Genomic DNA, 14,282 nt, shown 5'->3' on the forward strand with positions numbered 1-14,282 from the left:
CCACGGCACGCCGACGTCCACCGCGAGCAGGTGCCGTACGGTCGCGGGCGCCGAGCCAAGGAGCGCGCCCAGCACCAGGTGCGCCTGCACGCCGGCGAACGCGCCGGCCAGGGCGACGGTGGCGGCCTCGGCGGGGCCGGGGCCCAGGACCCGGGAGGCGGGCGGGCCGGCCGGAGACCACGTCGCGGTGCGGTCGATGCGGTACGGGGCCACGAGGCGGGTGGCCACCGCGGTGAGCACGGCGACGGTGGCCAGCACCGGCACCGCGACGAGCAGCGGCGCGACCCACGAGTGGTCGGAGGCGCCGACGGGTCGCACCCAGGCGAGCAGGCACACCAGGACGGCGGCGGCCGCCCCCGCGACCGACGCACAGATCAGGACCCGCACGACATCCACGCGCACCGTGCCGCGCGGCCGGTTCGATTTTGCGCCGGACACGGGCTTACACCTCGCCGTGCGGATTCGAGCGCCCACCCCGCAGGGACAGACACCGATCCGCGTGCGCCGCGACGCGCGGGTCGGCGGTCGCGAGGACGAGGGTCATGCCGTGCGAGCGGATCGCGGTGACCAGGATGCGCATCAGGTGGTCCGTTTCGGTACCGGCCAGCGCGTACGCGGGCTCGTCGGCGAAGACCACGTCGGGCCGGGTGACCAGGGCCCGGGCCACCGCCGCGCGGCGAAGCAGCGACGGACCAAGGCCCAGCGGCCGGGCCTCGGCGTGCTCGGTCACGTCGAGCCGCTTCATCCAGTGCCGGGCGATCGCGAACGCGTCGGACCGGCGTACTCGGCCGAGCAGCAGCGGCAGGGCGACGTTCTCGGCGACGGTCAGTTCGGGCAGCAGCCGGGTACGGCCGTCGACGAGGCCGAAGTATCGGCGGCGCAGCGCGGTGCGGCCCTTCTCGTCGAGCACGTGCATGGGGCTGCTGTTGAACCAGACTTCGCCCGAGTCGGCGGCGACCATTCCGGACAGGCACGCGAGCAGGGCCGACTTGCCGGAGCCGCTGGGCCCGGTGATCGCCAGCGTCTCCTGCGCGCGAACGGCGGCGGAGACGTCTCGAAGGAGGGTGACCGATCCCCGGGTGAGGGTGAGCCGACCGGCGCGCAGGACGTCGTTGTCGGGCGGGGTCGTCGGGGCCTCGGCGACGGCGCGCCGGGCAGGTGGTCTTGCCGCGCGGGACGACAGGGTCACGGCACTCCTCCCGCAGAGAAACGTTCGTTGCCACCCGTCTTGTCAACGAGTGTTCGGGCACGTGGTTGCGGGAAGACCCGGCAATCGCCCCGTGCCCGAAGCCCGTGCCGGCGCCTGGGGCGCACGCCCACCATGATGAGCCGAACAGGTGTCTTGCACGCGATGCGAACCGGGGTGGACATGAACCACAGACTCGATCTTCCCGATCTGCTCAATGCCCGCGATGTCGGCGGCCTACCGCTGATCGACGGGGGAGTCACTCGCGTGGGCGTACTGATGCGGTGCGAGACACCGGATCTGTTGACCCCTGAGGGGATCCGCCGGTTGTCGGGCACGTACGGGGTTCGGCACGTGCTGGACCTGCGCTCGGATCGCGAGGGTCTGCCGCTCGTCGAGTGGGAGGGGATCACCCGGCATCGGTTGCCGCTGCTGGGTCGCCGGTCCGCGCTGGCCGCCGACCGGGCGGCGGTGGGCGACGTCTCGGCCGGGCAGACCGAGGGGCTCGACCTGGACGACGACATCGACCTGGGCAACGTCGACGTGCACGGCGCGGGCCTGCTCTACATGCGCATGGCCGAGCGCGGGCGGGATTCCTACGTGCGCTCGCTGGAGATCCTGGCCGGCGACGGCGGGGTTCCGGCGCTCGTGCACTGTACGGCCGGCAAGGACCGGACCGGCATCCTGGTGGCGCTGTTGCTGTCGGTCGCCGGGGTCGAGCGCGAGGCGATCATCGAGGACTACACCCGGACCGAGGAGCATCTCGTGGAGATGTTCGAGCGGATCGACCGTCTGCCCCGGCAGCCGCGGATCGACCCGGCGCATCCGGTCGCGCCCGCGATGCGCGGCGCGGCGCGGGAGTCGATCGACACGTTCTTGTCGGTGCTCGCGGAGCGCCACGGCTCGGCGGCGGATTTCCTGCTCAAGGCCGGTGCGGCGCCGGATCATCTGGAGACCTGGCGCCGCACGATCAGGGGTCAGTGACCCACGAAGCGACCGAACGCCTGCGCGAGGCGGGATTCCTTGCCGGTGCGCTGTTCCTCGACGTCGGCTCCGGACATCACGCGCAGGCCGACGTTGGTGCCGATCCAGCGCAACGGCTCGGGTTCCCACTTGGGCGAGCGGTGGCGTACCCACGGCAGCCGGGTCAGGTCGGTGTACTCGTCGCGGATCAGGTCGGCGAGCGTGCGGCCCGCGAGGTTCGCGGTGCCCACGCCGTCGCCGACGTAGCCGCCGGCCCACGCGAGACGGCGGGCGCGGTCCACGCCGCAACTCGCGTACCAGTCGCGGGCGACGCCCAGCGGCCCGCCCCACGTGTGGGTGACCCGTGCGTCGGCGACGGCGGGGAACAGTTCGGTGATCACCCGCCGCAGCTCGGCGAAGACCTTCTCGTCGCGGTCGAACTCGGGCTTGACCCTGGACCCGAAGTGATAGGGCGCACCTCGGCCGCCGAACGCGAGCCGGTCGTCGGCGGTGCGCTGCCCGTAGATGATCAGGTGCCGCATGTCGCTGAAGCTCTCGCGACGCGCGAGCCCGGCCTGTGCCCAAAAGGACGACGGCAGCGGCTCGGTGGCGATCATCAGCGAGTACACCGGAGCCAGGTCGCGGTGGAAGCCGGCCAGTTCGGGGGTGTAGCCCTCGGTCGCGCGCACCACCACGTCGGCGCGCACGCGCCCGTGGGCAGTGGTCGCGACGCCGTCCGCGATCGCGGTGACGGGGGTGTTCTCGTAGATGCTCACGCCCAGGCCCGCCACCGCGGCGGCGAGGCCGCGGGCGAGCTTCGCGGGGTGGATGACCGCGCAGTGCGGGGTGTAGGTGCCGCCCAGCACGTCGGTGGCGCCGACCATCGAGCGTGCCTCGTCGGCGTCGAGCAGGCGCGTGTCGGTGTCGTCGAAGCCCCACGCGTGTTCGCCGGCGACGGCCTCGCGGGCGCGCGCGAGCTGTACCGGGGTGCGGGCGAGCACGACGGTGCCGCCCTTGGTGAAGTCGCAGTCGATGCCCTCCTCGGCGACGACCCGGCCGACCTCGTCCACGGTCGCGTTCATCGCGCGCTGCTGGGCGATCGCCCGCTCGCGGGTGCTGTCGCGGGCCACCTTGGCCAAGGACGCGGGGAAGAGCGCCGAGCACCAGCCGCCGTTGCGGCCCGACGCGCCGAAGCCGGCGATCTCCCGCTCCAGGACCGCGATGCGCAGCGACGGGTCGGCCTTGGCCAGGTAGTACGCGGTCCACAGGCCGGTGTAGCCGGCGCCGACGATCGCGACGTCGACGTCGAGGTCGCCCGCGAGTGCCGGGCGGGCGGTGATCTCCTCGCCGAGCGTGTCGAACCACAGCGACAGTTCGCGGTAGCCGGTGGTCATCGGGTCCACGTCCTCAGGTAGTGCGGCGGGGCGATGTCGAAGCGCAGGTCGGGGGCGGACACGGGCTCGCCGAAGTGCTCGGTGATCGGTACGACGCCGGCCCAGATCGGGGTGTCGAGGTCGTCGTCCTCGTCGTCGGGAGGGCTGTCGGAGATCTTGACCGAGGTCTCGTCGAGGGTCAGCGCGAGCACCAGGGTCGCGGCGAGCTCCTTGGGCCGGTGCGGCCGTAGTTCGTCGCGGCGGCCCGGCAGCAGGCGGTCGGTGATCAGGTCCAGGGCGGTGGCCTTGTCCTGCTCGGGGACGACCGTGCACGCGCCGAGCACCATCGCGCTGCGGTAGTGCATCGAGGATTCGAAGGCCGAGCGGGCGACCACGACGCCGTCGAGCAGCGTGACGGTCAGGCAGGTCGGCGCGCCCGCCGCGAGGCCGCGGAAGAGCCGGCTGCCGGTCGAGCCGTGGATCAGCACCCGCTCGCCGTCGCGCGCGTAGGCGACCGGCAGGACGAACGGGCGGCCGTCCTCGGTGGTGATCGCGACGTGTGCGACGAGGCCGGCGTCGAGGACGGCGTGCAGGGCGGCCCGGTCCTGGGCGGCTTTCTCGGGCAGGCGCCGGACGCGGGTGCGGGGGGTGGAGCCGGGATTGGGGTGGCTCATCGGACCTCTTCAAGGGGTCTGTCGTACGAGTCTGTCGAGGGGTGATCCGTCGCGACGATCCGGATATCGAGTGATTCGGAATCGAAGACGAGTCTGCCGCCGTCGCGCACGGGGTGCGGGACGGCGGCAGACTCACTGAGGGTTCGTCGAAAAGCCTGGTGCGACAGCGTTCTCTACAGCTTGGTCCAGGCCTCGGAGAGCACTCCGCGCAGGATCTGCTCGATCTCGTCGAACACGCCCTGGTCCGCGGTCAGCGGCGGCGACAGCTGGATGACCGGGTCGCCGCGGTCGTCGGCGCGGCAGTACAGGCCGTTGTCGTACAGAGCCGTCGAGAGGAAGCCGCGCAGCAGACGCTCGGCCTCGTCGTCGTTGAACGTCTCCTTGGTGCCCTTGTCCTTGACCATCTCGATGCCGTAGAAGTACCCGTTGCCGCGCACGTCGCCGACGATCGGCAGGTCCTGGAGCTTTTGCAGCGTGGCCAGGAACTTGGACTCGTTGTCCAGGACGTGCTGGTTGAGGCCCTCGCGCTCGAAGATGTCGAGGTTGGCCAGCGCCACGGCGGACGACACCGGGTGCCCGCCGAACGTGTAGCCGTGCATGAAGACGTTGTCGCTGCCGTTGTAGAACGGCTCGGCGAGGCGGTCCGACACGATCATCGCGCCGATCGGGGAGTAGCCCGAGGTCATGCCCTTGGCGCAGGTGATGATGTCGGGGACGTAGTCGAACTTGTCACACGCGAACATCGTGCCCAGGCGGCCGAACGCGCAGATGACCTCGTCCGAGACGAGCAGCACGTCGTACTGGTCGCAGATCTCGCGCACGCGCTGGAAGTAGCCGGGCGGCGGCGGGAAACAGCCACCGGCGTTTTGCACCGGCTCCAGGAAGACCGCGGCCACGGTGTCGGGGCCCTCGTTGAGGATCGCCACCTCGATCTGGTCGGCGGCCCAGCGGCCGAAGGCCTCGGGCGAGTTGTCGGCCAGGAACTCCGGCATGCGGTACTGGTTGGTGTTGGGCACCCGGAAGGTGCTGGGCACCAGCGGCTCGTACGGCGCCTTGTAGTCCGGCAGGCCGGTGATCGACAGCGCGCCCTGCGGGGTGCCGTGGTAGGCGATGGCCCGCGAGATGACCTTGTGCTTGGTCGGCTTGCCGGTGAGCTTGAAGTAGTGCTTGGCCAGCTTCCAGGCGGACTCGACGGCCTCGCCGCCACCGGTGGTGAAGAAGACCTTGTTCAGGTCGCCGGGGGCGTAGTTCGCCAGGCGCTCGGCCAGCTCGATCGCCTTGGGGTGGGCGTAGCTCCACACCGGGAAGAACGCGAGCTGCTCGGCCTGCTTGCGCGCGACCTCGGCGAGCTCCGTGCGGCCGTGACCGGCCTGTACGACGAACAGGCCGGCGAGGCCGTCGATGTACTTGCGGCCGTTGGTGTCCCAGATGTAGCTGCCTTCGCCGCGCACGATCGTCGGCACGGGCGCGTTCTCGTACGACGACATGCGGGTGAAGTGCATCCACAGGTGGTCGTAGGCGCTCTTGGAGAGGGCGGCGTTGTCGTACTGCTCTGTCATCGAGTACCCCACTGGTAGGTCTGCTTCCGAAGCTTCAGGTAGACGAAGCTCTCGGTGCTCCGTACGCCCGGAATCGCTCGAATCCTCTTGTTGATGATGTCGAGCAAGTGGTCGTCGTTCTCACATACGAGTTCCACGATGAGATCGAACGAACCCGCCGTGATCACGACGTAGTCCACTTCCTTCATCGTGGCCAGCATGTCCGCGACGGGATCGATGTCCCCTTCGACGCGAACTCCGACCATGGCCTGGCGATGGAAGCCGACGGTCAGCGGATCGGTCACCGCGACGATCTGCATCACGCCTTGGTCGAGCAGGCGCTGGACGCGCTGGCGCACGGCCGCTTCCGAGAGGCCGACCGCCTTGCCGATCGCGGCATACGAGCGGCGTCCGTCTTCCTGGAGCTGCTCGATGATCGCCTTCGACACTGCGTCGGCCGGAGCGTTCGTGTTTCTGTCTCGACCGGCCACGGGGTCACTCTGCCTCATCAGATGAGCCTTTCGCAAGGGAATCCGTTGACTTGGGGTTGGAAGACAACTGATTCAGTTGTTCGTGCGCGTTGCGTATGCGGATACCGACAGCATCCCGGTTAGGCTGGGAGTGCGGCCCATATCGGGACCGGTCCCCTCGCCGCCCCGCCGCCGCCGACCCGTTTTCGAAGGAGACTTGGGACATGAGCGACCTGCGTACTCTGCGCAACTACATCGACGGCACGTTCACCGACGCCGCGGACGGCGGCACGCTCGACATCGTCGACCCCGCCACCGGCGAGGTCTACGCGACGTCCCCCCTGTCTCGGGAGCGGGACGTCGACGCGGCGATGCGCGCGGCGGCCACGGCTTTCGAGAGCTGGAGCGAGACCACGCCGGCCGAGCGCCAGCTCGCCCTGCTGAAGATCGCCGACGCGGTGGAAAAGCGCGCGGATGAGCTGATCGACGCCGAGTGTCTCAACACCGGCAAGCCCCGCGCGCTGACCGCGTCCGAGGAAATCCCGCCGATGGTGGACCAGATCCGCTTCTTCGCGGGCGCGGCGCGCATGCTCGAGGGCAAGTCGGCCGGCGAGTACATGGCGGGGCACACCTCCATGGTGCGGCGTGAGCCGGTCGGCGTGTGCGCCCAGGTGGCGCCGTGGAACTACCCGATGATGATGGCCGTGTGGAAGTTCGCCCCGGCGATCGCCGCGGGCAACACCGTGGTCCTCAAGCCCTCGGACACCACCCCCGCGTCCACCGTGCTGCTCGCCGAGATCATGGGCGAGATCCTGCCCGCCGGCGTGTTCAACGTGATCTGCGGCGACCGCGACACCGGCCGCCTGATGGTCGAGCACAAGACCCCCGCGATGGCCTCGATCACCGGCTCGGTACGGGCCGGCATGGCCGTCGCCGAGAGCGCGTCCAAGGACCTCAAGAGGGTCCACCTCGAACTCGGCGGCAAGGCGCCCGTCGTGGTCTTCGAGGACGCCGACATCGACGCCGCCGCCGAGGGCATCGCCGGCGCGGGCTTCTTCAACGCCGGCCAGGACTGCACCGCCGCGACGCGCGTGCTCGTGCACGCCGACGTGCACGACGCTTTCGTACGGGCCCTGGCCGCCGCGGCGAACGCCACCACGACCGGCCCGCAGGACGACGCGGACTACGGTCCGGTCAACAACGTGAACCAGCTCGCGCAGGTCGGCGGCTTCATCGACCGCCTCCCGGCGCACGCGAAGATCGAGGCCGGCGGTCACCAGGTCGGCAACCAGGGCTTCTTCTACGCCCCGACCGTCGTCTCCGGGCTGAAGCAGGACGACGAGATCATCCAGAACGAGGTCTTCGGCCCGGTCATCACCGTCCAGTCCTTCGCGGACGAGGCCGAGGCGCTCGCCAACGCCAACGGCGTCGAGTTCGCGCTCGCGTCCTCGGTGTGGACCAAGGACCACGGCCGCGCGATGCGGATGGCCAAGCGGCTCGACTTCGGGTGCGTGTGGATCAACACGCACATCCCGCTGATCGCCGAGATGCCGCACGGCGGCTTCAAGCACTCCGGCTACGGCAAGGACCTGTCGGGCTACGGCTTCGAGGACTACACGCGGATCAAGCACGTCATGACGAACTACGACGCCTGATCCACGACGCCTGATCCGACCCCGGCGCGCCGGGGTGAGTGGGCTCGGTCCGGCCGAGCGTGGCGACCCCGACAAGCACCCTGTCAACTCCTCGACCCGAGGGCTGACAGGGTGCTTGTTGCCGTCGGGGGCGCCCCACCGCCACGATGCGGTGGGCCTTCCTCGGCCCGTCGAACCCCCGAAGTCGCCAAGGAGTCGCCGATGACCCGCGCCCGCAATCGCGCCCAGTCCACGATGCGGATCGCCGGGCACGCGGTCGATCGCCGGATGTTCCTGCGCGGCGCCGGCGCCACCGCCGCCGTCGGCACGCTCGCCGCGTGCGGGGTGCCGTCCGCCTACGTGCAGGAGAGCAAGCGCGGCGGGACCGACAAGTCGGCGAAGGAGAAGATCGTCCGGTTCTCCAACTGGGCGCTCTACATCGACATCGACGAGGACGACGAGCAAAAGCACCCCACGCTCGAAGCGTTCACCGACAAGACCGGGATCAAGGTCCGCTACTCGGAGGAGATCAACGACAACGACGAGTTCTTCGGCAAGATCCACCCGGCCATCCAGGCGGGCAAGGAGCCGGGGCGCGACGCGATCGTCATCTCCGACTGGATGTGCACCCGCTTCGTCCGGCTCGGGTGGGTGCAGAAGCTGAACAAGGCCAACCTGCCGCAGGTGCAGGCGAACCTCGCCGAGTCGCTGCGCAGCCCCGGCTACGACCCGCACCGCGAATACACCGTGCCGTGGCAGAGCGGGATCACCGGCATCGCGTACAACAAGAAGTTGGTGGGGCGCGAACTCAAGTCGGTGAACGACCTGTGGCACCCCGACCTCAAGGGCCGGGTCACCGTCTTCGCGGGCTTCATGGAGGCCGCCGCGCTGCTCATGCTCGGCGAGGGCGCGGACATCCGCACCTTCAAGGACGCCGACGTGGACGTGGTCATGGAGCGCATGCAAAAGCTCGTCGACAAGAACCACATCCGCAGCTTCACCGGCGGCGACTACACGTCGGGCCTGGCCAACGGCGACATCATGGCCTGTCAGGCGTACTCCGGCGACGTCGGTCAGCTGCAACTCGACAACCCCGACATCGAGTTCGTGGTGCCCGAGGAGGGCGGCGAGCTGTGGTCGGAGAACCTCATGGTCCCGGACAAGGCCGCGCACAAGACCAACGCCGAGGCCCTGATGGACTTCTACTACGACCCCGAGGTCGCGGCCGAGCTCGCGAACTACGTGGAGTACGTGTGCCCGGTCCCCGCGGCGCAGCAGGTCATGGCCGAGTCCCAGGACGCGGGGATGCGCGAGTCGGCGACCAACCCGCTGATCTTCCCGGACGCCGAGATGACCGCGAAGCTGCACGGCATGCGCGAGACCACCGAGGACGAGGAACGGCGCTGGGAGAAGACGTGGGGCAAGATCATCGGTCTGTGAGGGTCGACGCGTGGGAGTCGGTCGTCGACGCGCGGTAGGCCCGCAGGCCGAGCAACGGAAACAGCAGCACGGACAGCATTCCGGCGCCCACCATCGCGGCCGCCGGCCCCGGGCGCAGTTCGCCGGCGGAGACCCCGATGCCGGTGATCACCACGATCAGCGGCAGACCCGCCGACGCGAACACCGCGAGCCCCGCGCGCACCGCCCGGGGCTCGTCGCGTTCGATCAGGTAGGTCGGCAGGCCCCGCACCACCAGGAACAGGACCAGGAACAGCGGCAGCAGCGCCGTGGTGCCGGCGTCGGCGAACAGCGCCTTGCCGTCGAAGCGCACGCCGCTGGTCACGAAGAACACCGGGACGAACAGGCCGAAGCCGACCGCGTCGAGCTTGCCCGCGACCGTCTCGCGCGAGTCGGCGGGCATGTCGCACAGCAGCAGCCGGACGACCATGCCGGCCGCGAACGCGCCGAGCAGCACGTCGAGGCCGAGTTCGTCCGCGGCCCACACCAGCAGCGCGAGCACCAGGACCGACAACCGGATCGCGAGCTGACCACTGGAGTGCAGCGTCGCCCGGACCACCCGGTCGAGCCGCTCGGGCAACGGCCTGCGCGCGAACACCAGGACCAGGGCCGTCACCACGGCGAAACACACCAGGGCGATCGCCGAGGCCCCGGGATTGCGGTCGCCGAGCAACAACGAGATCGCCACGATCGGGCCGAACTCGCCGAGCGTGCCGATCGCGGTCACCTGCGCGCCGAAGCGGGTCGACAGAGCGCCCGCGTCGCGCAGGATCGGCAACAGCGTGCCGAGCGCGGTCGTGGTGAGCGCGAGCCCGACCACCAGGCGGGACATGGTCGAGCCGGACCACACGAGCAGCAGGCCCACGCCCAGGCCGACCACGAGCGAGACGCACCAGCCGACCGCGGCCCGGCGCAACGGTCGACCGCTGAGCCCGGCCATGTCGATCTCGAAGCCGGCCAGGAACATCAGCATGCCGAGCCCGAAGTCGGAGACGAACGTCAGCACGCTCGTCTCGTGCACCCAGTCGAGCAGCGACGGCCCGGCCGTCACGCCGAGCAGCACTTCGAGCACGACGGTCGGTACCGGGACCAGACGCCGCATCCGGTCGGCGAGGAGCGGGGCGAGGAAAGCCAGGGCCAGGACGATCAGGAAGGGCGCGCTGTCGTGGGGCACTCGCGGAGCATAGGTGGCATACGTCCGGTATCGGGGCAGACGCGCCGGCGCCCTGCGGACGGTCGTGATCAAGGGGGCCGACCGGACGCACTAGGGTCGATATCCATGACAAGCAGCTCCCCCGAGGCCGGCTCGAAGCCCGCCGTCGAACTGCCCGAAAACACCGATAACGAGCCCGTGACCTGGGACGTAGTGGTGATCGGAGCCGGCCCCGCCGGCGCGTCCGCGGCGCTGGCCGCCGCGCGTGCGGGGCGGCGTGTACTGGTCGTGGACCGGGCCGAACTGCCGCGTTACAAGACGTGTGGCGGCGGCATCATCGGGCCGGCCAAGGGCGCGCTGCCGCCCGGGTTCGAACCGCCCGTGGAGGACCTGGTCCGCGAGGTCGAGTTCACCCTGCGCGGCCGTCGCCGGCGGGTGCGCTCGTCGCGGACGACGCTGATCGGGCTCGTCGACCGGGCCCGCTTCGACGAGGCGTTGACCCGTGCGGCCGTCGACGCGGGCGCGGCCTTGTGCGAGGGCGTCGCGGTGTCGCGCATCGCCGAGCAGGACGGCGGCGTGACGCTGACGCTCGGCGACGGCGAGGTCGTACGCGCGCTCGCGGTGGTCGGGGCCGACGGCAGCGCGGGCCGCACGTCGGCCTACGTCGGGGTGACCTTCGACCAGGTCGACCTCGGGCTGGAGGCCGAGATACCGGTTCCGCCCGAGGTCGCGGCGCATTGGCGTGGTCGGGTGCTGATCGACTGGGGTCCGCTGCCCGGCTCGTACGGCTGGGTGTTTCCCAAGGGCGACACCCTCACGGTGGGCGTGATCTGCGCGCGCGGCCAGGGCGAGGCCACCCGCGCGTACCTGCGCGACCTGATCGGTCGGCTCGGCCTGGCTGGCTTCCGGCCGTCGATCGAGTCGGGCCACCTGACCCGCTGTCGCAAGGAGAGCGCGCCGCTCTCGCGCGGCCGGGTACTGGTCGCGGGCGACGCAGCGGGGCTCCTGGAGCCGTGGACGCGCGAGGGCATCTCGTACGCGCTGCGCTCGGGCCGGCTCGCGGGGGAGCATGCCGCACGGGTGGCGGGCGTGGCCGGCGACGGCGAGGTCGACAAGATCGGCGCCGACTATCACACCGACATCGACGCGACCCTGGGCCGGGAGATGCGCGCGGGTCGCATCCTGCTCGGTGTCTTCGAGCGGCACCCGGCGATGCTGCACAGCGCGGTGGCCAACCTGCCGCAGGGCTGGCGGGTGTTCCGCAAGGTCGTACAGGGGCGGACCACGTTCGCCGACCTGCTGGAGCGTCCGGCGGCGCGGCGGGTGATGGAGCTGACCGGCAAGTAGTCGCCGCTTGTCGCGGCCGAGCGACCCCGAGCCCCGCCGTGCGCTGCGCGGGTTCGGGGTCGTTCGTTGTTCGCCGGGGTTTGCGGGCATGAGCGGTGTGCTGCGGGCTCGCGGGCGGCCGTCGGTTGCCGCAGGTCACTCCTCGGCGGCCTCGGCGGCCTCGGCGGAGCGGATCCGGCGCAGGCGGGCGCCTTGGAACAGCGCGTTGCCCACGAGCATCAGGCCGACGGCGCCGCCGGCGAGCGGCAGGGCGTCGTCGTCGGGGCCGGTCTTGGGCAGGGTGGTGGGGGCGGTCGGGGGCGTGGGGGTGGTCGACGCCGTGGGGGCGGCCGAGGTGGACCGGGCGGTGGGTTCGCCGGTCGTGCCGCTGCCGCTGGTGGTGCCGCCTCCCGTCGTGACGCTTCCTGTGGTGCCGTTTCCGGTCGTGCCGGTTCCTGCTGTGCCGTTTCCTGCCGTGCCGTTTCCGGTCGTGCTGTTTCCCGTCGTGCCGCCGGGGATCGGGGTGTTGACGGTGTAGCCGATGAACGACGGGTCGTTGTTGTTGTCCCGCCCGATCAGCGTCAGTGGACCGGCGCGGCCCAGGATCACGGACGTGTCCGTCGCGCCCTCGGGCACCACCAGGACGCCGAACGTGGAGATGTCGGCCTCGGCCGCGAGCGGAAGTCGTACCTGTGCCCGATCGGCGCGCGGGGATCCTGCGGCCTGGCGCACGGCCGGCAGGTATTCCACCGTCGCGGTCCACGACCGACTCTCGTGCGGCCTTATCGGGCCGAGCGCGCACTTGAACGTGGTGGCCCACGGGGGTCCCGGCTCGGTCTGCCTCAGCGGCGCGGCGCCGCCACAACCGCCGACCGACAGGATCTTGAGCTCCCGGGTGCTGAACACGTACACGTCGCGGGCCGGTTGGGCCTCGTCGGTGTCGTTCGCGATGGTGAACCGGATCGTGGCCCGGCCGTCGGCGGAGAAGGTTATCTGCCGGTCCACGGCGACGGTGAACAGCCGGCTGGTCGGTGGTCGCGTGGTGGGCGGGGCGGTGGTGGGTGGGGCCGTCGTGGGCGGCCGGGTCGTCGGCGGCGGGGTGGACGGCGGCTGCGTGGTCGGCGGCTGGCTCGTCGGTGGCCGGCTGGTGGGTGGCTGCGTGGTGGGCGGTTGCGTCGTCGGTGGCCGCGTGGTGGGACGCTGCGTCGTCGGCGGCGGGGTGGTCGACGGTTTGCCGGTCGGCGGCTTGGTGGTCACCGGTGGGGTGGTGACCTCACCCGTGGGGCTGTGGGTGTGGCTGTGTGTGGGGTGTCCGCCACCGGGGCGCCCGGACGTCGCGTGGCCTTCGGTATCGGCGACCGCGAGGCCGGCGTTCAAAACCATTCCTATTCCGACCGGAACGGAAATGATCAATGCCGCTCGCTTGGCGCGTTCTGATCGGAACCTTTTCGGATCGAACTTCGGATTGAACATGCGGTATCCCCCTCCCGCTATGTGTGACGATTCGTTCTACCATGCCCGTCGCAAGCTTTCGCAGGGCCTTTCCGGGGTAATCCCACGAAAGGGAATGGTCTGATCTTGAAAAGTGGCCGGACATGGGGGAAAGCCGATGCCGGGCGGGCCTGGAGACGGTTGGGCGGGCTTCGTGGTCGGAGCCCGCTACGAACTGGAAAGTGTGCTGGGCAGCGGCGGCATGGGCACCGTCTGGCGGGCCCGAGACCAACTGCTCGACCGGCCGGTGGCCGCGAAGGTCGTCACCACCGGGTGGGGCCGCAGCGCGTCGCAACGCACCTTCCGGGAGCGCAGCCTGCGCGAGGCACAGGCGACCGCGCGGATCAACCATCCCAACGTCGTGCGGGTGTACGACTACGTCGAGGACGACGACCGGTTGTGGATCGTCATGGAACTCCTCGACGCCCGCTCCCTGGACACGATCCTCGAAGAGGACGGACCGCTCTCGCCGCACGCCGCCGCCGCGATGGCGGTACAGATCGTCCGGGCGCTGGGGGTCGTACACGCGCGCGGCGTGATCCACCGCGACGTCAAGCCGGGCAACGTGCTGATCGAGCGCGACGGGCACGCCGTGCTGACCGACTTCGGGATTGCCGCGCTCGAAGGCGTCAGCGGCCTCACCGGCACCGGCGCGATCCTGGGCTCACCGGAGTTCATGGCTCCCGAACGGATCGAGAGCGAGCACCCGGGCCCCGCGTCGGACCTGTGGTCGCTCGGGGTCACCCTGTGCGCCGCGGTCACCGGGGCGTCGCCGTTCCGACGCTCGACGCCGGTCGCCACGATGCACGCGATCGTGATCGCCGAGCCCGAGGTGCCGGAGGAAATCGGACCGCTGAGCCCGCTGGTGCACGCGCTGTTTCGGCGCGACCCGGGCGCGCGCCCCGACGCGACCGAGGTCGAGGCCCGGCTGACCGAACTGCTCGCGGTCGAGGGGCGGCGGCACGTGGGCGAGCCGACGAGGCCGATCCCGCCCAGCGCGCCTGCCGGGCGCCCTG

14 protein-coding genes are annotated in these 14,282 nt (G+C 70.8%); 6 read left to right on the top strand and 8 right to left on the bottom strand.

Translation table 11 applies throughout. The features are described 5' to 3' along the window. Both GT354_RS43650 and GT354_RS43655 read right to left on the bottom strand, forming a co-directional pair. On the bottom strand, nucleotides 1-438 hold a 438-nt coding region (locus GT354_RS43650), incomplete at its 3' end, for a hypothetical protein (protein WP_202512950.1). A 4-nt stretch (nucleotides 439-442) separates the two neighbouring features. Next, nucleotides 443-1,189: an ATP-binding cassette domain-containing protein gene (locus GT354_RS43655; protein WP_161362624.1), complete on the bottom strand. Its 747-nt coding sequence runs from the start codon at nucleotides 1,187-1,189 to the stop codon at nucleotides 443-445. 180 nt (nucleotides 1,190-1,369) lie between these two features. Here GT354_RS43655 and GT354_RS43660 point away from each other — a divergent pair, with 180 nt between their 5' ends. Further along, a complete protein-coding gene (locus tag GT354_RS43660) occupies nucleotides 1,370-2,170 on the top strand; it encodes a tyrosine-protein phosphatase (RefSeq protein ID WP_161362625.1) in 801 nt (266 codons plus the stop codon). Here the strand turns inward: GT354_RS43660 and GT354_RS43665 are convergent. From GT354_RS43665 to GT354_RS43680, 4 genes are all read right to left on the bottom strand, one after another. Next, entirely contained in the window at nucleotides 2,164-3,543 is a 1,380-nt protein-coding gene (locus GT354_RS43665; protein WP_161362627.1) for an FAD-dependent oxidoreductase, read from the bottom strand. The genes GT354_RS43660 and GT354_RS43665 overlap by 7 nt on opposite strands. Continuing rightward, a complete protein-coding gene (locus GT354_RS43670) occupies nucleotides 3,540-4,196 on the bottom strand; it encodes a pyridoxamine 5'-phosphate oxidase family protein (protein WP_161362629.1) in 657 nt (218 codons plus the stop codon). The genes GT354_RS43665 and GT354_RS43670 overlap by 4 nt, the downstream gene beginning before the upstream one ends. A gap of 173 nt (nucleotides 4,197-4,369) precedes the next feature. Further along, nucleotides 4,370-5,755, bottom strand: coding sequence for an aspartate aminotransferase family protein (locus GT354_RS43675; RefSeq protein WP_161362631.1), 1,386 nt, complete (start codon nucleotides 5,753-5,755; stop codon nucleotides 4,370-4,372). Then, nucleotides 5,752-6,243 carry an Lrp/AsnC family transcriptional regulator gene (locus GT354_RS43680; protein ID WP_202512951.1) on the bottom strand — a complete coding sequence of 164 codons (492 nt, stop codon included), beginning with the start codon at nucleotides 6,241-6,243 and terminating at the stop codon, nucleotides 5,752-5,754. The genes GT354_RS43675 and GT354_RS43680 overlap by 4 nt, the downstream gene beginning before the upstream one ends. 185 nt (nucleotides 6,244-6,428) lie before the next feature. Here GT354_RS43680 and GT354_RS43685 point away from each other — a divergent pair, with 185 nt between their 5' ends. Both GT354_RS43685 and GT354_RS43690 read left to right on the top strand, forming a co-directional pair. Beyond that, nucleotides 6,429-7,859, top strand: coding sequence for a gamma-aminobutyraldehyde dehydrogenase (locus tag GT354_RS43685; RefSeq protein WP_161362633.1), 1,431 nt, complete (start codon nucleotides 6,429-6,431; stop codon nucleotides 7,857-7,859). A gap of 201 nt (nucleotides 7,860-8,060) precedes the next feature. Beyond that, on the top strand, nucleotides 8,061-9,278 hold the full coding sequence (locus tag GT354_RS43690) for an extracellular solute-binding protein (protein ID WP_161362636.1): 1,218 nt from the start codon (nucleotides 8,061-8,063) through the stop codon (nucleotides 9,276-9,278). Here GT354_RS43690 and GT354_RS43695 read toward each other — a convergent pair. After that, entirely contained in the window at nucleotides 9,265-10,470 is a 1,206-nt protein-coding gene (locus tag GT354_RS43695) for a cation:proton antiporter (protein ID WP_161362638.1), read from the bottom strand. The genes GT354_RS43690 and GT354_RS43695 overlap by 14 nt on opposite strands. A gap of 105 nt (nucleotides 10,471-10,575) precedes the next feature. On the opposite strand from GT354_RS43695, the gene GT354_RS43700 reads away from it, so the two are divergent. Further along, on the top strand, nucleotides 10,576-11,796 hold the full coding sequence (locus GT354_RS43700) for a geranylgeranyl reductase family protein (RefSeq protein ID WP_161362641.1): 1,221 nt from the start codon (nucleotides 10,576-10,578) through the stop codon (nucleotides 11,794-11,796). 135 nt (nucleotides 11,797-11,931) lie between these two features. Here GT354_RS43700 and GT354_RS43705 read toward each other — a convergent pair whose 3' ends face one another. After that, nucleotides 11,932-12,780 (bottom strand): hypothetical protein, encoded by an 849-nt coding sequence (locus GT354_RS43705; protein ID WP_161362643.1) that lies wholly within the window; start codon nucleotides 12,778-12,780, stop codon nucleotides 11,932-11,934. 7 nt (nucleotides 12,781-12,787) lie between these two features. On the opposite strand from GT354_RS43705, the gene GT354_RS43710 reads away from it, so the two are divergent. Both GT354_RS43710 and GT354_RS43715 read left to right on the top strand, forming a co-directional pair. Beyond that, entirely contained in the window at nucleotides 12,788-13,351 is a 564-nt protein-coding gene (locus GT354_RS43710) for a hypothetical protein (protein ID WP_161362645.1), read from the top strand. A gap of 33 nt (nucleotides 13,352-13,384) precedes the next feature. Continuing rightward, a partial coding sequence (locus GT354_RS43715) for a serine/threonine-protein kinase (protein ID WP_161362646.1) occupies nucleotides 13,385-14,282 on the top strand: 898 nt, incomplete at its 3' end.

This window comes from Streptomyces sp. SID3343, from assembly GCF_009865215.1.
GTDB lineage: Bacteria > Actinomycetota > Actinomycetes > Streptomycetales > Streptomycetaceae > Embleya.